Origin of the sequence: Acinetobacter sp. TY2, assembly GCF_046269225.1 — a bacterium.
GTDB lineage: Bacteria > Pseudomonadota > Gammaproteobacteria > Pseudomonadales > Moraxellaceae > Acinetobacter.
Genome location: NZ_JBJZOR010000005.1, coordinates 90,757 through 113,137, shown reverse-complemented (window position 1 = coordinate 113,137; position 22,381 = coordinate 90,757). Strand labels below are relative to the sequence as shown.

Below are 22,381 nucleotides of genomic sequence, written 5' to 3'. Positions count from 1 at the left end.
GGTTTTTATACAATTTTGATGATACTTAACTGTTTGTTATTAAAACAACCATATTCCCTTACAACGCAATTATGGCAACATTGCTAAATAAGTTGATGGATTTTTGCGTTGACCATCTTTCACTACTTCATAATGTAAATGAGGACCAGTACAACGACCAGTACAACCTACATTGGCAATTTGCTCACCTGCTTTCACTTGATCACCAACACGAGCAATCAGACGTGATGCATGTGCATAACGAGTGAGGTAACCATTACCATGATTAATTTCAACATATTGACCATAACCTGTACCCCAACCTGACTTAGTCACAATACCAGGACCTGTCGCATAAATTGGCGTACCACTTGGCGCAGACATATCTAAACCTGAATGGTTTTCAGCACGACCACCCATGGTACGACCACCATAATTTGAGCTAACACGCTTTAAATCAGGTAAAGGATGTGTCACCAACCATGAATATGGCGATGAACTACCACTATAACGTGGAGTAGAAACTGATGCAGCTGAACCATATTTTTTAGCAATAGAGTCGTTGTTCAATTCAATGACTTTTTCAGATGAAGCACGAATGGTCACATCAAGTTTAGTATTTGCAGGAATATCCATATCATCAGGGTGAGTAAATGAACCTTGAGATAATGTTCTTGTAAGCTCACCTAGGCGGTCTTGATTTGTACCACTTGCTGCATCTAGCTGAACCATGTCAGCAAAAGCAACAGATGCAGCAGAAGCTGCCAACGAAAATGCTAATAAAATACGTCGCGAATGCATAAAAAACCTCTTAAACTGTCCTTAATTAAGCTTCTTGTGTGATCTCTTCCTTGATATTCACTAGAATGAAATTTTAAGACTAAAACATAATCATGTAGGAACGATGTATGTCTGAACCAAAAAATGTCTTCCAACAAACAAGACAGCACATAAAAACAGGAAACTTGTCGTTTCTTACAAAGCAAGTCGCCGAATGGCAAAAACTTACTAAATTAATTCAACCGCTTTTGCCCCAACCGGAACAATGGCAGATTGTCTGTTATCAATACGGTATATTGACCCTAACCGGAGAAAATCAAGCCATGATTAGTCAGCTCGGTTATCTTCAAAAACAGTATATTTCTCATTTGGCACAACTTGATGGTCTGAAAGATTTAAATAAACTTCAAGTTCGATTAAGACCACGGTCACAACCAGAACAGAAACCTATTAAAACTGACAAACAAATTAGTCCAGAAACACGCGAAATGTTACATAATGCCGCTAGTTTTGTGTGCGACCCTAAGCTTAGCCAAGCTCTACTGCGTTTGGCAAGCAATAAAAAGTAAACAAAGTTCCTATTATTATTTTTTAGTACATCTTATTATGTGAATCAAATCACATTAAAACATGATATATTATAACATTAACATATAAAGACAATGACTTATGTCACACTGACAAATTGAATCGGGCAAAATTCCCCGTTATCAAATGTTACAATTTCATAGCTATCTGGATCACTTTTAACATTGCGTAAAAGTTGGTTATTGAGTGCATGACCTGACTTATAACCATCAAAACGGGCAATAACTTGGTGCCCAAGCAAATATAAATCACCTACCGCATCCAAAATTTTATGGCGTACAAACTCATCAGCGAAGCGTAAACCCTCTTCATTGACGACACCATTGTCATCTAAGCCTACTGCATTATCTAAACTTGCCCCCAAAGCCAAATTATTCGCTTTGAGATAATCTAAATCTTTCATGAACCCAAAAGTTCTTGCACCACTCACTTCATAAACAAATGTTTCTGTTGAAAAATCAATAGTTGCAGATTGGTATTCTTTGGCAAATGCAGGATGATCAAAATCAATTGTAAAGTTGATTTGAAAGCCATCATGTGGACTAAAAATAGCCTTTTTATCATCAAGTAATGCTTTGACAGGTTTTAAAATACGAATGAATTTTTTAGGTGCATCTAGCTCAACCAATTCACCTTGCATAAGCAAGTAAATAAATGGACCTGCACTACCATCCATAATTGGAACCTCAGATGCCGACACCTCAACAATCAAATTATCAATGCCAAGTCCAGCAATAGCACTCATGACATGTTCAATTGTTCCCACTTTGGCATTGTCTTGAACCAAATTAGAACACATAAATGCTTCTTGGATCAGCATTGCATCCGCAGGAATATCGACAGGTGGATTCAAATCAATTCGACGAAAAACAATTCCCCCATCCGCAACATGAGGTAAAAAGTTAATTAAGACTTTTTGCCCGCTATGCAGTCCAATGCCGCTCGCTTTCACGACACGTTTCAGGGTTCGTTGTTTCAACATACTTCAATGGTCTTCAACCTCAATCAGCTATACGTTAGCACATTTAGCCATTGATAAAAATCAAAAAAGGTAATGAATTCTCATTACCTTTTTCATATACAGCATTAAAACCATATTTCAAGCATTACTTACGTTGCTGATTTTTCAGATAATCCTGAATACTCATTGGCGTTGAACGCGGTGCTGCACTTGATGTAGGCGCAGATGAATCTTCTTTGTTCGAACGGTTATGAATAGCTGGTTGATCATCTTCATCTACTGCTGATTGCTGTGTAGATGCTTGCTGCGCATAATTTTGAGAAGCGCTTGAAGTGACAACTTTACGGCGTGTTTCAGGCGCATCATTAGCATTACGTGTAAGACCTGTTGCAATCACTGTTACACGAATTTCATCACGTGCATCAGGATCAAATACAGTACCAAAGAAAACTTCGCCATCATCTAAATCGACGATTTGATTGACAACATCAGTAATCACTTCTGTTTCACGAAGGGTAATATCAGCACCACCTGTAATATTAATTAAAACACCTTTGGCATTCATAATATTAACATTATCAAGTAATGGACTGCGAATTGCGAGGCGAGCAGCTTCTTCAGCACGCTCACTACCACTACTCTTCCCTTCACCCATCATCGCATAACCACGAGTACTCATCGCTGTTTTCAAATCGGCGAAGTCAAGGTTAATATGACCAGGACGAACAACAAGATCGAAGATACTACGTACTGCATTTAACAGAACATCATCTGCTTTACGGTAAGCATCTTGCATTGAAATATCACCATAAACGCTTAGTAAGCGTTGATTTGGAATGATAATCAAAGAATCAACATGCTGTTCAAGTTCATCAATGCCTTTTTCAGCGGAACGTTGACGACGACGACCTTCGAAGTTAAATGGTGTCGTTACAACACCTACAGTCAAAATACCCATTTCTTTGGCAATTTCAGCAACAACAGGTGCAGCACCAGTACCCGTACCACCACCCATTCCTGCTGTTACAAATACCATATCCGCACCTTCTAAGTGCTGACGGATTTGTTCACGACTTTCTTCTGCAGCCATTTGACCTACATCAGGATTGGCACCTGCACCAAGACCACGTGTACCTTGCTCACCTAACTGAATTTTAAAAGGTGCGTTCATACGATCAAGTGCCTGTTTGTCTGTATTTGCACAAACAAATTTTACACCTTTAATATCCGATTGCACCATGTGCTGAACGGCATTACCACCACCACCACCTACACCAAATACAGTAAAACGGGCTTGACCGTTACCATCGGTTTGTTCGTCGTCTAATAATTCAAATGAGGCCATGACCTTCAGGATTCCTAATAAATTCGGCAGCCACTTTGAAGCCCGTATACTGCCTTGATCTTCAATAATAAAAAATTGTTTTTAGAATGCTGTGCCTGTTTGAGCTTGTCAAGTACAGAGCGACATACTTACAACTTCCTAACAATATTCCCCAAAAACTAAAAAAAACTTTTCAATTTATCATTGAACGTTGACCATCCATTTGCGACTCGTTCAAAAAATGGACGTTTCCCAGAAGTGTCAGGCTCTTCAATTGCTTCCTGCAAATCACCCTGACTAAACATGAGTAAACCTGTTGCAGTCGTGTACATCGAACGGCGCAGTACCGATAAATGCTGATCTTCAGCAAATACTTCTAAAGGTGAATTACCCAAATGCGCTGAAACACCGAGTATATGACGTGTCAACGTCACCATACCCTCAATCTGACTTGCATCACCTGCCAATACTACACCATGATACAGACTCTGTAATGCACCTTTATTTTCAAGTTCTGTACGGACTGTGTGTAAAATTTCTTCATAACGCGCAATGATAATATCTGAAAGCTCAATACGACTAATTGATTGCGGTCCATCAATTGCTTCAAATTGAATCATGTGTTCTGGTTTTACTTGTTGTAAATCAACACATCCATGCAATAATTTTAGACGTTCTGCTTCTTCTGTCGTGGTCTGTAAAACAGTTGCAATATCACGTGTTACATTTTCACCGCCACGCTGTATGGTATGTGCAAGTGCCAATTGACCTTCAATATACACCGCAATATTGGTTGTTCCTGCACCAATATCAAGCAAACATACGCCATATTCTTTTTCATCTTTGAGTAAACTACTTTCAGCAGTAGCTAAACAAGACACCACCATTTTTTCAACAAAAATGTTCGCTCCTTTAATCGCGCGATCCAAGTTTTGCATGGTACTAATGGGTAGCATCATCAACTGATAATGCCCTGTTAAGCTATGTGCAGATAAATTAAGAGGATTTTGTACCCACTCACCCTCACCATCGAGTTCAAACCCCATGGGTACTGCACTTGCAAGATAATAGTCAGCTGTCATATGGCTAGCTTTCGCAAGCTCAAGTGCACGAACCATTTCTGTCGTAGTAATGGTATGTTCAGGATTGGCAATAGGTGTACGTCCAACTGCATAATGACTTTGTAATTCGGTACTTGGAATTGAAATCCATGCAGAATGAACACGACATTCCGCTATATCTTCTGCTTCCTGCACTGCATTTTTAATGGCTGCTGTGACTTTATCTAGGCTCACAATCTTGCCTTTATTCATACCTTTATTGCGTGCAGAAGCCATACCAATAACCTGAATTTTATCAGGGGCATGTACCTTAGCTATCAATACTGAAACTTTATGTGTCCCAATGTCTATCGCCACAACTGAGGGAACAGCTTCATTCATCACGTCTACCATTTTATCTTGATTGATTATGTTTTGGCTTAACGCCTCTTATAAAGCCATACATTATGGCTGTGTAACATTTCTATTCGCAACATTACTGTCACTATTTCTTACAACAAACTGACCACTTTTAATCTGTGGTGCAGCTGAATTTTTCCATTGTATCGAAAGACCATTTCGATAACGCAAATCAATTGCCGTAATATTTGGCCAAGCAGACTTTAAATCATGCTGTGCCAAATAGCTCAAACGCTGCAATTTGCTCATGGTTTGATCTTGATCCACAATAATACGTAGACCTGTGTCAAACTGCATAAACCACGTCATACGCTCAGTCAGATAAAGCTCTTTCAGGCGCATTCCTGTAGGATGAAATAACTGATTAATTTCATTATAACGACGCATCATTACTTTGGATTGGCTGAGTGGCCCATGAAGCAATGGCAGTTGCGTATGATTCCGAATCACTGCTTCAGAATACACATCACCCGCATCACTTAACAGACGCCCTGTTCCCCACCGAGCAATGGCATGTCGTGGCATCACACGTACACGAATACCATCTGGCCATGCACGAGAAACCACCACTCGATCAACCCATGAAACCTCAAGTGCCCGATCACGAATCACTTCCAAATCGGAAGTAAAATAATTATCGGTCACAACAGGTGATAAGTGTCGCATCATCTGTGTATTTTCTTGTTCCAAATCTGTACCAATCACTTGTAGATTTGCAACTTGAGCATCAGTAATGACTTTATATAGCCCGAACACTCCTGCTGCTAAAACAAGACAAGCGACCACCATGAGTATCCAACTCCCCGCATTGAGCATTTTATCTTTGCGAGTAATCGGTTTCTCATGGATAGAGGTCGTAGCGACACGTTTGCGTCGCATAGATGCAGGAAGTTGAGCCATAAATTAGTGTGCTTTTTCTGCTAATGTTTGCTCAAGAATTGCTACACACAATTCATCAAAACTATAACCCACCGCATTGGCTGCTTTTGGCACCAATGAATGGCTCGTCATTCCAGGTACAGTATTGACTTCAAGTAACCAAAAATTACCTTGCTCATCCTGCATCGCATCAATACGTCCCCAATTGCTTGCTCCAACCGCTTGGAATGCACGTAAACATAATTCTTGTAATTGCTTTTCTTCTGTTTCGCTTAAACCACATGGAATACCATATTCCACATCATTACGGTTATATTTTGCTTCATAATCATAGAAAGCAACATCAGCTGGTGGCTGCAGACGAATCACAGGCAAAGGCTGACCATTTAAAAATGAAATGGTAAATTCACGACCTGTAATCCATTTTTCCGCCATCACAATAGCATCATGCTGTGTTGCTTTTTCAAGTGCTGCTGCAAGATCTTCTACTTTTTCAACCTTACTCATACCGACACTTGAGCCTTCATGCACAGGCTTAATAATGAGCGGTAAACCTAAGTTCTCAATGACTTCATTGAAATCAGCATCTTTACCAATAATACGATAAGGCGCAGTAGGTAAATCCGAACCTTGCCAAATTTGCTTGGTTTTGACTTTATCCATGCCAATTGCAGAACCTTGAACACCAGTACCTGTATATGGAATATTCATCCATTCCAAAGTACCCTGAATTTGACCATCTTCACCACCACGACCATGCAGCACAATGAAGGCACGATCATAATTGACCAATTCAGTCACACTGCGTTCCTGGGGATCAAAGCCTTCTGCATTCACTCCTGAACGTAACAATGCTTCGAGTACGGCTTTACCACTATCCAATGAAACTTCACGCTCAGCAGACTTACCACCAAGCAATACCGCTACTTTTCCAAATTTAGAAGCATTTGACACGTTTATATCCTTAAACTTTACAAATAAGTCAATTTCAATTTAATCATCGGTTATGGCGCATAGAGTGATGCATATCCACAACCCATCATACAATTATTTTAAATACAGCTGGTTCTGTGCCAATTCTACAGAAATTGCTCCCACGTTACCCGCACCTTGTGTTAATAACAAGTCATTCGCTTGTAACACTTTTTGTATCACATTTTGTAAATTGCCTTCGACTGGATCAATCAATATCGGTTCAACTTCTCCGCGTAGACGAATACTACGTGCAAGTGAACGACTATCCGCACCAACTATTGGCTTTTCACCCGCAGAATAGACCTCTAGTAATAACAATTGATCAACTTGTGACAATACATCAACGAAATCATCAAAACAGTCACGAGTACGGCTAAAACGATGCGGTTGGAACATCATGACCAAACGGCGATCAGGGTGACTTGCTCGTGCTGCTTTAATCGTCGCTTCTACTTCTTTCGGATGATGACCATAGTCATCGACCAATTTCACCGTGCCTTCACCTAGTTCATACTCACCTTGAACTTGAAAACGACGACCAACTCCACTAAAGCTTTCAAGTGCACGTGCAATCGCTACATCTGAAACGCCTTCATCGGTTGCAATACCAATGGCTGCAAGTGCATTTAAAATATTATGTAAACCTGGCATATTGATGGTCAAGCGGAGAGGCTCACGACCTTTACGTAATACTGTGAAACTTGATTGCATACCCGTTTGATCAACATCAACTGCACGAATATCATTATCTTCGTTAAAACCATAGGTCAATACAGGACGACCAATGCGTGGCATAATTTCACGAATATTAGCATCATCACCACATACAACGGCTAAACCGTAAAATGGCATTTTTTGTAAGAATTTAATGAATGTATCTTTCAATACATCAAAGCTACCACCATAAGTGTCCATATGATCTGCATCAATATTGGTCACAATTGCAGCCATAGGCTCTAAGTGTAGGAATGATGCATCTGACTCATCCGCTTCCGCCACTATATAACGACTCGCACCCAATGCGGCATTCACACCTGTACGATTGAGCAAGCCACCAATTACATAAGTTGGATCCATGTTTTCTTCAGCAAGCATGCATGTCACAAGACTTGTTGTGGTAGTTTTACCATGTGTGCCTGCAACTGCAATACCGTGACGGTAACGCATAAGCTCACCAAGCATTTCAGCACGGCGTACGACAGGTGTACGTGCTTCAATCGCAGCTTTTACTTCTAAGTTTTCAGGATCAATGGCAGTAGATACTACTAAAACATTTGCACCCAAAATATTATCTGCATGATGACCAATATGAACTTTAATGCCATTCTCTTCGAGCTGTGCAGTAGTTTTCGATGCTTTAATATCTGAGCCAGAAACTTTATAGCCCTGATTCTTTAACACTTCGGCAATACCACACATTCCTGCACCGCCAATACCCACAAAATGAATGTGTTTAATACGACGCATTTCAGGAATTTTGATCAGATTTTTTGCTTTATCAGCCGGACTTTGTGGAGACATAATTTACTCTAAAAATTTACAAATCTTGAATTAAACCAACCACACGCTGTGTGGCATCGGGCTGAGCGTGTTGACGGGCTTTTATCGCCATTTCCATCAACAATTGACGATCCATCAGTGGCGTCAATAAATCTTTTAACGAATCTGGTGTCATACTATTTTGTGGACAAATCTTCGCTGCACCTATTGTTTCAAGAAAGCGTGCATTTGCTGTTTGATGATCATCCACCGCACTTGGCAAAGGAACAAAAACTGCTGCTAAACCTGCTGTTGCTACTTCAGTCACAGTCAATGCACCTGCACGGCAAATAATTAAATCTGCGTCAGCATAAGCTTTCGCCATATCTTCAATAAATGGCTCAACTTGCACATGCATACTTTGCGGTATATCGGCATACAAAGCTTGAGTTGCTTCTTGTTTATTTTGACCACATTGATGAAAAACCTTCAAAGGTACATTGAGCTGTTCCAATGCCAAAGGTACGGTTTCATTTAATGCCTGTGCCCCAAGCGACCCCCCCACAATTAAAACGTGAATAGGTTCACCTATACTCATACGCTCTTTATAGCGAAATGAGGGATTATAAATTGCCGTAATTTCCGAACGTACAGGATTACCTGTAGTTACAATTTTTGGCGCTTCAGCAAATGTATTTGGGAATGCCTGACATACCGTTTTTGCAATACGAGATAATTGAGTATTGGTAAACCCTGCAACCGCATTTTGTTCGTGAATAATCACTGGGATGCCAAGTAAGCGTGCTGCCAAGCCACCAGGTCCTGCAACATAGCCACCAAAACCAGCAACAGCTTCGACATTTAATTGTCTCATATAACGCATCGCACTCAGCGTTGCTTTCATAATTTTAAATGGCGCTACAAGTTTACGGATAACACCATTACCACGTACACCCTGAATATCAATCTGATAAATAGGAATATCATGTTGTTTTAAAAGTCGGTTTTCCATCCCTGTAGGTGTTGCAAGCCAGGACACTTGGCAACCCTGTTGTTGCAATTCTTTTGCAACCGCAAGGGCTGGGAATACATGTCCACCAGTTCCTGCTGCCATCATCATGACGTGTCGAGGTGTGCTTTGCTGAGGTTTGGTCACGGTCTAATTCTTCAATTCAAAAATAAAAAGTACGTACATTTTAGATATACAATTGTAATCACAAAGCACTACGGGGAAAAGTTTATTTACTTTTTTTCACTCAGTGCTTCATTGTTTTTTTCTACTGATTTACGAGTTTAAACCAATTTTATCATTCATCAGTCAAAAATACTGAAGAAAGTGAGTTTTACATCAACTTCAACAAAAATTCACAGAGCACCTAACACGAGCGCTCTGTGTTCGTTTCATTTTTTACTACAATAAAGACTAAATCAATGAAACATTAAGTCCTAAACTGTTTTACCTGCTTCAAGTACAGCAAATAAATCATCTGCAATAGAAGTTCCAAACTGATCATCAATTTCACGAATACACGTTGGACTCGTCACGTTAATTTCAGTGACATACTGACCAATAACATCTACACCCACAAAAACCAAACCTTTTTCTTTTAAAAATGGTCCAACTTTAGCTGCAATCGCTTTATCATTTTCAGTTAATGGTCGTGCTTCACCCAAACCACCCGCAGCTAAATTACCACGAACTTCACCATTTTGCGGAATTCGTGCCAAGCAATAAGGCATAGCTTCACCATTTACCATCAAAATACGTTTGTCACCATCGACTATTTCTGGAATATAACGCTGAGCCATAATTGGCTGCGTACCATTTTCGGTTAAAATTTCAATGGTTGAGCCAATATTCACACCATCTTGGTATAAACGGAAAATTCCCATTCCCCCCATACCGTCAAGTGGCTTGACAATGACGTCACCATGCTCTTTTAAAAATTCACGAATTAAACTTTGCTGTGAAGTAACCAATGTTGGTACTTGTAAATCGGGAAATTGGGTTGCAAATATTTTTTCATTACAATCACGTAGGCTTTGTGGTTTGTTAATAATCCACGCACCTTCTCGTTCTGCTTGTTCTAAAATATACGTGGTGTACACAAAGTTCATATCAAATGGTGGGTCTTTACGCATTAACACCACATCATATGTCGCAAGAGATTCTTTCTTTTGCTCACCCAATTCATAGTAGTGATTGTAATCTTCAAACACTTTGAGTGGTGAAATCAGACCAAAAGCTTTGCCCTGATCAATATATAAATCCTGTTGTAATGCATAACCTAACTCATGCCCACGACGTGATGCTGCCCACAGCATTGCCATCGTTGAGTCTTTTTTTAGGTTTACATTTTCGATGGGATCCATCACCACAAGTACACGCATACAATTGCTCTTATAAAATTTTGGCTTCCTTGGAGTATAGCCGAGATCAAATACAAAGTTTTCTGCTTTTTTTAGATACTTATCATAGATTCAATATAAAATTGTGTATTTAAAAATTAATACAAAATATCGCATTATTCTGTTCAGTTCTTAGCCACTACTGTATTTTAAATAACTATAAATTATACTAGTGTTAAATCTATGAAAAATAATAAACAAAACTTTCAAACTGGGGTGCTCGTTGGTGTATTAAGTAGCTTTGCAATCGTTGGTTTAGGCTTTCTGGGGCAAAATGCTTATATGCAATATCAAATACATCAAGTTTTGGGGCATATCTCACAACAGCAAAAAAAATTTGCTGATCAAGTAAATCAACAGTATTTATCTAACAACAACGGACAACTCATTCAATTACTTCGGAAATCCTCAGACATTCAAAATACAATTATCCCTAACTTGCAAACTCAAGATGGTGTGAATTTTCAATTCAATCAATTGCAACTAATCGTTGACTTAAAAAACAATAGTAAAATTCCAGAAAAATTGGCGCAGCACAAAATTTACTATCAACCGCAATCATTAGATGGGCGAACAATTACTTCATGGCAATGTTTTTCAGATCTAACAGACAATATTCGACCAAAATATTGTCTCTATAGTGAAAAAGCACCTGATAATTCTAATCTTTTACGCCAAGCTATACTTGCAAACACATCCGAATATCGACGAGATCATACAAGATCAACACATACACCACCTATTGAAAATGATTGCACAAAATTTAAAACCAAACTTCCGCAACAATTTGATGTATTCGCCACAGGTGCATATTCAGGACGTGAATCCAATTATCAAATTGATAACAGCGGTCACCAAGCCAATGAAATGGATATACAAGTTCAACATACCCGTCCAATTCTACTTATTTTAGGTGCGTATGAACCCACTATTTGGAATATAAAATGGGAAGCGAATACACATATTGTAGGTGTGATCGCAACGGGATATCACACCCAAAAAGTCATTGGATTACCTAAATCTATTCCTGTATTAGAAACGACTTCTGAAAACTCACAGTGCGGTTATAGTTATGTTTCTAGTGACAATGCCTCAGAAATCAACCAATTATCACAGAAAATTTTACAGCGTGATATTCAAGCCGTTGTCATTGCACAAAATGGACGAGCAACAATTGGAAATATCAACTCAAATGCACAACTGCAATTTTCCCAAGATCGCACAATGAAAGATGTGATTGATCGGAATGCTCCTTTAGCAGGGCAAGCAGGCATACAAGATGCAATTGCAAAAGGTCTACTCAGACCTGCAACTCGAGCAGATATTGACGCATGGAAAGCAGCCAATAATCGTGCGAAAAACATTCATACACCGCCAGTCGTTGGAGGTACATCCTCTTCTGGCACAGGTATGGAATATGTGCATTTTGACCGTGCTTATGTGGTCTTAAAAGAAATGACGATGCCCGCAGGTTTATATGGAGCTCACTCGGTTACGATTTTTGTACCTGAAGGCGTACCACGACCTCAAGGCAATCCGGGACATTCAACCATTTATGAAATCAAATCGGGGAGTTGTTATGGTTCTAGTCCTGATTGCTTAAGACACTAATTTTTATAAATATTGATAGATTATTTTTAGATTGTTTCTCAATTCTTTAAAGAGCATTGAGAAACAGGATTATTATATTTTACAAATTCTTTTTTTATTTTTTTCAACAAACTAAATCTTTTTTTGCATCATCTTTATTATTTCTAATCACATATTCATCAGCACTTTGTGGATCGGGTGGTAGGTTTAATTTAATTCGGCAACCACATTCAGTCTCAGATTTTTGAAATACTGTAATTTCAGCCTGTAAAGAAATGGGGCGACCAATAAAAAAATCAGTCTGAGCTAAATTCAAACACAGTTTTTCTGCATACTTTGGCTCTAGTTCACCGACTTTATGATCGTGGATACGCACTTGCACCACATAAGTTTGATTTTGTCGTGCCTCTTCACGCTGAACAAGTGCAGTTATATAAATCACTTCTTGATTAAATTTTAGCATCAATTCGTTTTGTAATTTTCGCTGAGCAATATAGCCCAAAGGTACCACAACACTAAATGGCAACAATGGATCAAGCTGATAGGGATACATTTGAAAATACATATCGCGTTCAATTTGATAACGCCCCCATCTACGTTGATCACTTTGGCGAATCACTAGAAAGCCAACAATCACGCAGATGATTATTAAAAGCAACCACAACATCTCAATCCGCTTCCCAATAAACTCAAACCCAAAATTTGTGCTAAAAATAAGGAGCGCATTGCTCCTTAGATTATAGAATGACTATTACATCGTTTGAAATTTTTAATATTAGATACCGTATTTCACACGATAAGCTTCCATTTTTGCCAAAGCTTCTTGATCGCCTTTCGTATCTAAGAATGTCATCAAATCACGCATAGTAATCAGTGCATGTACAGGAATTTCTAACTCTTGCTGAACTTCCTGAATTGCAGACAATGTACCTTGACCTTTTTCTTGACGGTCAAGCGCAACTAATACACCTGCAATACTTGCACCCGCATTTTTCAAGATAGTAACCACTTCACGAATAGCTGTACCTGCAGTAATCACATCATCAATGATCCACACTTTTTTGCCTTCAACAGAAGCTCCAACCAAGACACCACCCTCACCATGATCTTTGGCTTCTTTACGGTTAAAGCCCCAAGGCACACTTTGACCATGCACTTGCGATAATGCCACAGCAGTTGCAGCAACAAATGGAATGCCTTTATACGCTGGGCCAAAAATCACTTCAACATTATTACACTGAGTGAGTTTATCGGCATAGCCCTGAGCTAATAATGATAATGCTTCACCGTCATTGAGTAAGCCTGCATTAAAAAAATAAGGACTCACACGACCCGATTTTAAAGTAAACTCACCAAATTTAAGCACACCACGTGATAATGCGAGTTCGATAAAAGCTTGTGGATCAAATTGAGCTTGCGAGGTCATGAGGTGCTCCAAAATTCATACAGAAAGGTTATGACTGCGCATGATACCAAAGAGTAGCTATCCAAGTGATCAAAAAATTTTAAGAGTTGTCTCAATTAATGTAAATGGTTTACGTGCATCCGTGACCAAAGGCTTACTTGAATGGCTTGAACAGTCCGATGCCGATGTGGTTTGCATGCAAGAAAGTCGCATTACCCACGCACAATGGACAGATAAATTTAAACCTGAAGGTTGGTATACGCATCTTTTTCCTGCTGAAAAAGCGGGTTACGCAGGTACAGCCATTTATAGTCGCCTTCCCTTTGTATCGATTACCGATGGCTTAGGTTTTGAACTTGCAGATAGCCAAGGACGTTTTATTTCAGCTGAGTTTGATCTTGGACTAGATCAACCTGTCCATATTTGCTCACTGTATTTGCCTTCAGGTTCTTCAGGCGATGAAGCGCAAGCACGTAAAGATCGTTTCCTTGAAGAATATTCAAAAATATTGAAACAATGGCGTGATGAAAATAAGTCTGTGATTATTTGTGGCGATTACAACATCGTACATAAACGTATTGATATTAAAAACTGGTCAGGTAACCAAAAAGCATCGGGCTGTTTACCACATGAACGTGCATGGCTCGATCATATTTATGATGAATTAGGCTATGTCGATACCTTCCGTGAAGTGCGTAAAGAAGCTGAAGTGTACTCTTGGTGGTCAAACCGAGGGCAAGCTCGTGCGAAAAATGTTGGTTGGCGGATTGACTATCAAGCCTGTTCACCTGATTGGAAAGAGCGCACAGTCAATGCTTGGGTCTATAAGGAACAATGGTTTAGCGATCATGCCCCCGTCATTATTGACTATAAAATCTAAATTTAATTTTTTTCAATAAACCATATTGAGTGAACAACCGTTTACTCAATATGCGTAAATATCTCACATCGCTTGACGAAGTTGTGGATGTTTTTTCTACATAATAAACGGCATTATTGCTTCACGGCAAAGGGATGTGATCAGGATGATCAAATAGGGATAGGAAGCCGTAGGATGGATAGAAAATAGTTACGCAAGTGAATATTTTCCAAGGACGAAACAATGGACGTTGTATTGAGACCCGCATGATCAGGATGATTAAATGCGGGTTTTCTCTTTTATAGTCTTTAATTTTTTTATTTTCAATTAATATTTCCATTATTATTTATTAGAGTAAGACAAAACTTATTTTTATTATCATCAAAATCAAATAAAGCCCTGTCCACAACAACCAATTTTTATTATGAAGTTTTTTATCGTTAGATTATTATCACAATAATCTAACGAGCTATGTTCTTTTATCATTCTTATGCTTTATTGATTACATAATGCCAAATTTTCCTTACAGTTTTATGACTGCCTCAAATTTTTATTCAAACATCATTCATGCGTAAATTGACTGCTTTTGTTATGCTATTTTGCAGATTAAAGAATGGATCAACCTGATGTTAAAAATTTATGGTATCAAAAATTGTAGCTCTATGAAAAAAGCCTTTGACCTACTCACAGAACTCGGTATTGCATACGATTTTCATGATTATAAAAAGCAAGGTATTGATGCTGAAACGGTAAAAACTTGGCTCGATCAGGTTGGACAGGACATCATCTTAAATAAAAAAGGCACAACTTGGAAAAAACTAACCGAAGCAGAGCAACAACATGCACTTTCTAGTGAAACAAATTTGATTGAAACGCTGACAACGCATACAAGTATGATCAAACGACCGATTATTGAAAGCGATGGCCAGTATATTGTGGGCTTTAATGAGGATGCGATTCGTATATTGAAATAAATCCCCTGCTAAAAACCTCAAAATTTATTGATTAAAAAAGCCTGAATACATCAGGCTTTTTTAAAAATCTCTAAAGTAAAATTTTTTAATCAAATACTTAGATGTGTTTATTGCGCACGAATCCAAGTTTGATTACGACCTAAAGCCGATACACCAATATAACCGCGTAGATTCAATTTATTCCCCGCAAGCTCACCTTTTAGCTTGTAGGTTTTACCATTTTTAGGATCTAAAATAGATCCGCCTTCATAGCTTGTACCACCGACATTTTTAAGATTATGAACAATGGTCACGCCTTTGAGAGATTTGTTTTTATACGTCCCTTCACACTTCGTACAAGCATTTTCTTCACCTGGTGTCACAATGCTTTGGATCGTTGCAGAAAGGGTGCCGTTTTTCTGTTCTGTAAATTTTACAATAGCTTTTGGTTTGCCTGTTGCATCATCAATGGTTTTCCATACAGTTCCATTGAGTGGGTCTGCAGCATTAGCAAAAGTAGCAGTTGCGAGTAATCCTAACGTGAGTGCGATTTTTTTCATTTTTTTCATTTCCCTAGTCATATTTGACCTATATATTATTAAAAACTCAAAACAAATATGCAATTTTTCAATGTGACTATTTAGTGTAGCCTTGTAAATATTAGCCAATATTTCTTCATAAACAACTGCTAATTTAAAAAAAATGGACAAAATATGAAGTTTAATCCTGCTTTGAAACAATATCTTACAGAGAGCATTTTAAAGACAAGTTTTAAAATGCCTAGTCGTCTCAATATCCCACCGACTGCAGTGCGTTTTGCATTGGAACAACTCACTCGAGTTTTCCCCCAACATAAAGATGTAAAAATTCGTTCTTTACGCCTCGCAGGTATTCCTGCTGAAGAAATTAAACCGCAAAAAAGTGCCACTCAACTGATCTTTCATATTCATGGTGGAGCATTTTTTGTCGGCTCACTCAAAACGCATCGGGCATTTTTATCTGAAATTGCGGTACGTACTCAAATGCAGGTGCTGCATCTTGACTACCCACTTGCACCTGAACATCAGTATCCTGAAGCGAGTGAAGCTGTTTATGATGCTTATCTACAACTTTTATCACAAGGTATTTTACCCAAAGATATTATTATTTCAGGCGATTCTTGTGGTGCAAATTTAGCACTTGCCTTAGCACTAAAACTGAAAAACGAAGATCCTGAATTGTTGCCTTCGGGTCTGATTCTCATGTCTCCTTTTTTAGATTTAACATTGACAAGTGAGTCTTTACGTTACAATCAAAAACATGATGCTTTACTGTCAATCGAAGCCCTTGAGACAGGTATAGAATTTTATGTACCCAAAGGCATGGATAAATCCCAACCTGAACTTTCACCTATTTTTGGTGATTTTGAAGGCTTACCTCCAACACTCGTTCAAATTGGTTCTAAAGAAATTTTACTCGATGATGCAAATCGCTTTGAAACCAAAGCCAAAGCAGCCAAAGTTGATGTAACATTAAAACTGTATACAGGCATGTGGCATAACTTCCAAATGTTTAGCCCATGGTTTGATGAAGCTAAAACTTCTTTAGCAGATATTGCAACTTTTGCGCATCGACTAGATCAAGATTAATACAAATATATATTATGAGCTTAAATCAAATTTAGGCTCAAATTTTAAATTTTGGACGTTAAATTTACTTACAATTTTAAGTTTTAAATTAACAATCTATAGTTTATATTTAAAAATAATAACAAATTAATAAATACCAATACTTTACGATATAGTCTTTCCCAAAAATAGGAATGTGACAAGATTAGTTATTCATCCAAATTATTAGAGCGCTTACTCTGATTATTTTTGTAAATAGTGTGATAAAATTCACTAATTTATAATTATTAATGAGTTAATTCAACAAATTAACGAATAAGTATGTTTGATCTTTATTATTTAAAAGCGTATATTTTCGTCAATGAGCAATAAAAATACATAAATAATCGGAGGAGAAATTTGCTATGCGAAATAAAATTTATTCCGAAAGACGTCGCAAATTACATACATTTTTTAAAAATGTGATTAAAAATTCGTTTATAAACGGATGGATTAATAACAACCAAACAATGGCAGATGATACGATTACAGACCCTTTAACAGGTCTATATAATCAATTTGGTATCAATTCATACTTAAAAGAATTACATCCACAAATTGGAATTAGCTATGCAATTGTGCTACTCAATGTCGATAACTATAAAGACATTCAAGCACAATATGGAATTAAAGCTGCTGAAGTCGCATTGATTTCAACTGCAAGTATTATTTCCGATAATTTGCGTGAAACCGACTTAATTGGTCGTTATGGCGAGCATGAGTTTATTCTTATTCTGAGCAATATTACCCTTGAATATGCAAACAGCGTTGCACGCCGAATTGCGGAAAATGTACAAAGTAAATTACTCAAAGTGAAAACTCAATCTATATTATTACAGGCAAGCTGTGGTATTTCTGTTTCTGAACAAGATGCTTATAGTGATGCCATTTTACAACAAGCAGATCAGGCACTTTTTGCAGCGAAATCGAATGGTATTAACCAAATTCGTGATCACAGTACTATTGCAAGCTAAGACCTAAAATAGAAATTGTTTACCGAAATAATTTCTATTTTATATTGTAATTTTTTATAGATCTGGATGCCCTATTATTAGTAGAACATCATTCCATATCTTAAGAGCATACCGCTCAACATACACATATGAATCTTGGAAAACAGACAAAAAAACTTCGCTTTGTTCTTAATAAGATATTACATAATAATATCATTATGAATTGGAGCAATCTCAATAAGTGCATCTTGATTTTAAGTCTTGCATGTACGATGCATTTGCTTTGGCTATTTTGGAAAATTTTTATTTTATTGACCCCTTCACTTTGGCATTGGGTCGATATGAGTTTATTGAAATTTCAAATTTATCTCAATCTTGCTAGTTTTTTTTTATTATTGTTTTTAATTTTGCCATGCTGGTTATTCCAAGGTAAACAATGGGCTGAAACAGCTCTTCCCTATGCCATTCTCAATATTTTTGTTGCCGTGATCATGCGTGATGGCTATCTGATTGGATTATTTAGTCCAGCGACCGTGATCGCATTTATTTGTATATCTGGTTTGGGGCTAATTCTATTTGAACACCGCTTTGTCTATTTCCCTCTAATTTTTGCTTGTATTGTATATATTATTCTCAGCTATCTGACGCTAACTCATGATTTACCTTATTCGCCTTTATTTACACCTGAACTTCTTTCACCCACTTTAAATATATTTTGGGTCAGTAGCATGGCTTATTTTGTAATACCAATCGCATTTGCTAGCTTAATCCTTTGCGAAATTCTACTTTTTCAATGGCGTCATCGTGAGTCTTTAATTAAAACCCTCAGCCAAACAGATCCATTGACCACTCTGTTTAACCGTCGCCATTTCAATGAACAATTAAAAAGAGTTCAAGCAGTTGCACACAACTATGCCATTATTCTACTCGACCTTGATCATTTTAAAACCATCAATGACCAATATGGACATAGCGTGGGTGACAATGCTTTAAAACAAGTTGCTCAATGCCTAAAATCTCATTTACCTGAACAAGATCTTGTTGCTCGTTTTGGTGGTGAAGAGTTTATTTTTTCTTTACAAAATATTACGTTAGAACAAACACATGCGATTGCTGAACACTGTCGTCTCGCCATTTCATATTTGCGCATTCCTGTTTCAGCCGATAAATTTATTTCACTCACAGCAAGTTTCGGGCTAGCAATGTCAAACCCAACACAATGCATTGATTCTGTTATTCATTCAGCAGATAAAGCGCTATATATTGCAAAACAAAAAGGCCGTAATCAGGTACACATTTATCAAAGCTGATATTCATATTCATTTAAATAGAAGTTAGCTCAAGCTTTGCTTCAGCAATCCACTGAGCTATAGCAGGAACTTGTATTATTTTGTTCATATAAGCTTGGCTTTTTTGATTGGTGGGTAACCCATAACTTATTACCCTCATTACTACAGGTGCAAAAAAAGCATCGGCAATACTAAATTTACCAAATAAAAAATCTCCTGTTTGCTCATGTAGTTCCCAGATCTGTTCTACTCGCTGTAAATCATTTCGAAGGTCTGCATGCTGTTGCCATAGTTGTTGCCCAAGTTCTTTTAAATCGGCATGAATATTCATGGGACAATAAGAACGTAATGCACTAAACCCACTATGCATTTCTGCACAAAGTGAACGTGCCCTTGCACGCTCTAGAGTATCTTGTGGCCACAAAAGCTTTTGTGGAAATTGTTCAGCAAGAAACTCACAAATTGCAAATGAATCCCAAATCGAAAAATCATCAATCACTAAAATAGGTACTTTACCAACAGGATTCATAGATTGAATGGTTTGCTTAAATATCCCATCAGCTAAACCATCTAACTGGACTAAATGTTCTGTAAATTCAATGTCAAAATGGCGACAGACCAACCATGCTCTCATTGACCAACTTGAATATTTTTTATTTCCAATCCATAAATCCATGATAACCTCTTTTTATATTCGTTTTCAGTTTAATCAAATTTACAGTGCATAAAAAAGAGTGGCAAACCACTCTCTCATATTATTATATGGTCAATAGCTTATGATCTTAGAACAAGAACGAAATCCCTAAACCACCATTATAAGCTTTGTCACGACCCTCCAAATCAATACCAATGCTCGCATCGAGTTGCATACGGTCATTTAATGCATAAATTAAACCTGTACCCAAAGCATACTCATAAGGCTGGCTTTCAATTTTGCGGTAAACAAATTCTGAGTAACCTGATAAATTTCCTGCAATTTTATAGCCAACAGTTGGAATTGCAGTCACGCCCCACTCACCATCTTGAACTTGATAATTCATCGTTAAGCTTGTAGTCAGTAAGTCGTTATATTGGTAGTCTAAAGCTGTTCCAATGCTATAAATATCATCTTCTGCAGTAAATCCTTCGTTACCCGTTGCAATTTGTGCTTGCGCTAAAATTGCCATAGATAATTTATCATCATCTAGATCAATTGCTTTTTTCAAACCAATACTGACATCGCCTAAACCTGAATCATCAAATTTATCGCCCTTGTATTTGACTTGAGTCCACGCAGGACCTTGCCAACCAAGTTGTAATTCTAAACCTGATGCCAAACCTGTACGAAGTAACGTATCACCGTTTAAAGATAGTGTTTTTTGCTTAGCGCCATCAACAGTAGACTCGGTATAGTTTACGCTTGGTAAACCTTGCTCCCAAGCCACTTGTCCTACAGGTGTAATACCTGTACCAAAACCGCTTCCTGGACGATCAAATGAAAAGTCCGCAGCCATACTTCCCATACTCACAGTAGAAGCAAGGATTAAAGTCAATTTTTGCATTGTTATCATATTATTACTCAGGGCTCTATTAATTCAATTCTTTTGACATTTTCGCACCACGACTACGCAGTAACTCAAGTGTTTCTTTTTCTTCAGGTAACGCTTGTGACCAGTCAATTTGATCAAAATCTTGATCAAAAAATAGATCACTAATCGATGTTAAAATAGTTTTACCTTCTTCATCACGGGTATTTGGATTAACCTGATGATCAAGTAAGCGTAATACCGCAGGTGTACATGCTGCACTTGCTGCATCCCAAAGCGGACCATAGCTTTCTTCAGCATCCCACAAATGTAGGTTTGCTTTTGCCAGAATAAGTGCATCCAAAATATCAAGATGTACTTGTAAAGTCTGTTGTTTTTGTTCAGCCGTCAATTCTTGACCTGCTTCATAGGCTTCACAAATAGCTTCCCACCATTTAAATAAACCATCTGACCATACTGACACAGCAGGACCTTTTTCAGGATCAATAAAGTTTGGATCAAGACCGTCTGCGAGCAGACGCTGAACCTGTGCAAGATCTAATTCTTCCAAGGCTTGTAAAAAAACTTGCTGCTGCGCATTTAACATATTGATCACTCTTTCTATCTGAATAAACATTATGCCGAATTCTTGTCAACTTTATCTAGGGTCTGATGAAAATTTATACTAATAATGTATTTTTTATCTATTCAACTTAACGGTATTGAAATCAACTAACATTTTTTAATTCTAACTCATTATAAAAATATCTAAGCCATTCTAAAATTAAAGATTTAAATAAAGAAAAATTATGCATTATTTTTTAATTTTTTAATTTTTTAATTTTTTAATTTTTTAATTTTTTAATTTTTTAAAAATTCACGCATAAAAAAAGCCCCGAAGGGCTTTTTTGTATTATTTAAATGTCGACTTATGCTTCATCAAGATCAGCATCGACATCAGCAAGCTCAAGCTTACCTCCACGAATATTTTCTTTTTTCTCAAGTACATGCTCAAGACTACGTTTTACTCGTTCAATTGCACCGTGCAGTGAAGTATCAATATTTTTACCATTATGGGTAACAACGACAGGTTTTAAACCAGCAGCTTTCACTTCAATCATGCTACGGATGTCATCATCTCCGCCCTTGTCACCATTTTCATCGCTAATATGTACTGAAATTTGCGTAATACGCTCAGTATGACGCTGAAATTCATTATTCAACTCATCTCGCACATAAGTAATTAAACGATCACTATTTTGAATATTTTTATCGGTACGGATTTCAATGTTCATAAATTATCATCCTCTTTCTTTAATTGAGAGTTATAGAATTTGCACAAAATTT

23 protein-coding genes are annotated in these 22,381 nt (G+C 37.6%); 7 read left to right on the top strand and 16 right to left on the bottom strand.

The window, feature by feature from the left end; translation table 11 throughout:
• Window positions 1-69 precede the first annotated feature (69 nt).
• Entirely contained in the window at window positions 70-780 is a 711-nt protein-coding gene (locus tag ACK1JC_RS04660) for a M23 family metallopeptidase (protein ID WP_409510698.1), read from the bottom strand.
• Window positions 781-887: 107 nt separating this feature from the next.
• Between ACK1JC_RS04660 and ACK1JC_RS04655 the strand changes: the two genes are divergently transcribed.
• The gene (locus tag ACK1JC_RS04655) at window positions 888-1,328 is read left to right on the top strand and encodes a DUF721 domain-containing protein (protein ID WP_409510697.1); all 441 of its coding nucleotides are present in this window, start codon (window positions 888-890) and stop codon (window positions 1,326-1,328) included.
• Between the two features lie 98 nt (window positions 1,329-1,426).
• On the opposite strand, the gene lpxC is transcribed toward ACK1JC_RS04655, so the two are convergent.
• From lpxC to gshB, 8 genes are all read right to left on the bottom strand, one after another.
• Complete coding sequence (gene lpxC, locus ACK1JC_RS04650) at window positions 1,427-2,329, bottom strand: UDP-3-O-acyl-N-acetylglucosamine deacetylase (protein ID WP_409510696.1); 903 nt, start codon at window positions 2,327-2,329, stop codon at window positions 1,427-1,429.
• 124 nt (window positions 2,330-2,453) lie between these two features.
• Complete coding sequence (gene ftsZ / locus ACK1JC_RS04645; RefSeq protein WP_409510695.1) at window positions 2,454-3,653, bottom strand: cell division protein FtsZ; 1,200 nt, start codon at window positions 3,651-3,653, stop codon at window positions 2,454-2,456.
• Window positions 3,654-3,811: 158 nt separating this feature from the next.
• Complete coding sequence (ftsA, locus tag ACK1JC_RS04640) at window positions 3,812-5,074, bottom strand: cell division protein FtsA (protein ID WP_409510694.1); 1,263 nt, start codon at window positions 5,072-5,074, stop codon at window positions 3,812-3,814.
• A 63-nt stretch (window positions 5,075-5,137) separates the two neighbouring features.
• Complete coding sequence (locus ACK1JC_RS04635) at window positions 5,138-5,992, bottom strand: cell division protein FtsQ/DivIB (RefSeq protein WP_409510693.1); 855 nt, start codon at window positions 5,990-5,992, stop codon at window positions 5,138-5,140.
• Between the two features lie 3 nt (window positions 5,993-5,995).
• Entirely contained in the window at window positions 5,996-6,925 is a 930-nt protein-coding gene (locus ACK1JC_RS04630; RefSeq protein WP_409510692.1) for a D-alanine--D-alanine ligase, read from the bottom strand.
• Window positions 6,926-7,018: 93 nt separating this feature from the next.
• The gene (gene murC / locus ACK1JC_RS04625) at window positions 7,019-8,467 is read right to left on the bottom strand and encodes a UDP-N-acetylmuramate--L-alanine ligase (protein ID WP_409510691.1); all 1,449 of its coding nucleotides are present in this window, start codon (window positions 8,465-8,467) and stop codon (window positions 7,019-7,021) included.
• A 16-nt stretch (window positions 8,468-8,483) separates the two neighbouring features.
• The gene (murG, locus tag ACK1JC_RS04620) at window positions 8,484-9,581 is read right to left on the bottom strand and encodes an undecaprenyldiphospho-muramoylpentapeptide beta-N-acetylglucosaminyltransferase (protein ID WP_409510690.1); all 1,098 of its coding nucleotides are present in this window, start codon (window positions 9,579-9,581) and stop codon (window positions 8,484-8,486) included.
• 290 nt (window positions 9,582-9,871) lie between these two features.
• Entirely contained in the window at window positions 9,872-10,816 is a 945-nt protein-coding gene (gshB, locus tag ACK1JC_RS04615) for a glutathione synthase (protein WP_409510689.1), read from the bottom strand.
• 201 nt (window positions 10,817-11,017) lie between these two features.
• Here gshB and ACK1JC_RS04610 point away from each other — a divergent pair, with 201 nt between their 5' ends.
• Window positions 11,018-12,445, top strand: coding sequence for a hypothetical protein (locus ACK1JC_RS04610; RefSeq protein WP_409510688.1), 1,428 nt, complete (start codon window positions 11,018-11,020; stop codon window positions 12,443-12,445).
• A 103-nt stretch (window positions 12,446-12,548) separates the two neighbouring features.
• Here the strand turns inward: ACK1JC_RS04610 and ACK1JC_RS04605 are convergent, their stop codons facing one another.
• Together ACK1JC_RS04605 and pyrE are read right to left on the bottom strand one after the other, a co-directional pair.
• A complete protein-coding gene (locus ACK1JC_RS04605; RefSeq protein WP_409510687.1) occupies window positions 12,549-13,091 on the bottom strand; it encodes a hypothetical protein in 543 nt (180 codons plus the stop codon).
• A 108-nt stretch (window positions 13,092-13,199) separates the two neighbouring features.
• Window positions 13,200-13,850: an orotate phosphoribosyltransferase gene (gene pyrE, locus ACK1JC_RS04600; protein WP_409510686.1), complete on the bottom strand. Its 651-nt coding sequence runs from the start codon at window positions 13,848-13,850 to the stop codon at window positions 13,200-13,202.
• Between the two features lie 40 nt (window positions 13,851-13,890).
• Here pyrE and ACK1JC_RS04595 point away from each other — a divergent pair, with 40 nt between their 5' ends.
• Window positions 13,891-14,709, top strand: a complete 819-nt coding sequence (locus tag ACK1JC_RS04595; protein ID WP_409510685.1) for an exodeoxyribonuclease III — start codon at window positions 13,891-13,893, stop codon at window positions 14,707-14,709.
• 605 nt (window positions 14,710-15,314) lie between these two features.
• Window positions 15,315-15,662, top strand: coding sequence for a Spx/MgsR family RNA polymerase-binding regulatory protein (locus ACK1JC_RS04590; RefSeq protein ID WP_409510684.1), 348 nt, complete (start codon window positions 15,315-15,317; stop codon window positions 15,660-15,662).
• Between the two features lie 107 nt (window positions 15,663-15,769).
• On the opposite strand, the gene ACK1JC_RS04585 is transcribed toward ACK1JC_RS04590, so the two are convergent.
• Complete coding sequence (locus ACK1JC_RS04585) at window positions 15,770-16,201, bottom strand: DUF2147 domain-containing protein (RefSeq protein ID WP_409510683.1); 432 nt, start codon at window positions 16,199-16,201, stop codon at window positions 15,770-15,772.
• A gap of 153 nt (window positions 16,202-16,354) precedes the next feature.
• Between ACK1JC_RS04585 and ACK1JC_RS04580 the strand changes: the two genes are divergently transcribed.
• The 3 genes from ACK1JC_RS04580 (at window position 16,355) to ACK1JC_RS04570 (ending at window position 19,550) form a co-directional block, all read left to right on the top strand.
• The gene (locus tag ACK1JC_RS04580; protein ID WP_409510682.1) at window positions 16,355-17,269 is read left to right on the top strand and encodes an alpha/beta hydrolase; all 915 of its coding nucleotides are present in this window, start codon (window positions 16,355-16,357) and stop codon (window positions 17,267-17,269) included.
• Window positions 17,270-17,652: 383 nt separating this feature from the next.
• Window positions 17,653-18,261: a GGDEF domain-containing protein gene (locus ACK1JC_RS04575; protein WP_409510681.1), complete on the top strand. Its 609-nt coding sequence runs from the start codon at window positions 17,653-17,655 to the stop codon at window positions 18,259-18,261.
• Between the two features lie 197 nt (window positions 18,262-18,458).
• On the top strand, window positions 18,459-19,550 hold the full coding sequence (locus ACK1JC_RS04570; protein WP_409510680.1) for a GGDEF domain-containing protein: 1,092 nt from the start codon (window positions 18,459-18,461) through the stop codon (window positions 19,548-19,550).
• A 13-nt stretch (window positions 19,551-19,563) separates the two neighbouring features.
• Here ACK1JC_RS04570 and ACK1JC_RS04565 read toward each other — a convergent pair whose 3' ends face one another.
• The 4 genes from ACK1JC_RS04565 to ACK1JC_RS04550 all read right to left on the bottom strand — a co-directional run bounded on the left by ACK1JC_RS04565 (window position 19,564) and on the right by ACK1JC_RS04550 (window position 22,329).
• Window positions 19,564-20,205, bottom strand: a complete 642-nt coding sequence (locus ACK1JC_RS04565) for a glutathione S-transferase (protein ID WP_409510679.1) — start codon at window positions 20,203-20,205, stop codon at window positions 19,564-19,566.
• Window positions 20,206-20,311: 106 nt separating this feature from the next.
• Window positions 20,312-21,079, bottom strand: coding sequence for a transporter (locus ACK1JC_RS04560; RefSeq protein ID WP_409510678.1), 768 nt, complete (start codon window positions 21,077-21,079; stop codon window positions 20,312-20,314).
• A gap of 19 nt (window positions 21,080-21,098) precedes the next feature.
• Window positions 21,099-21,641 (bottom strand): ankyrin repeat domain-containing protein, encoded by a 543-nt coding sequence (locus tag ACK1JC_RS04555; RefSeq protein ID WP_409510677.1) that lies wholly within the window; start codon window positions 21,639-21,641, stop codon window positions 21,099-21,101.
• 322 nt (window positions 21,642-21,963) lie between these two features.
• Window positions 21,964-22,329, bottom strand: coding sequence for an HPF/RaiA family ribosome-associated protein (locus ACK1JC_RS04550; RefSeq protein WP_409510676.1), 366 nt, complete (start codon window positions 22,327-22,329; stop codon window positions 21,964-21,966).
• Between the last annotated feature and the right edge of the window lie 52 nt (window positions 22,330-22,381).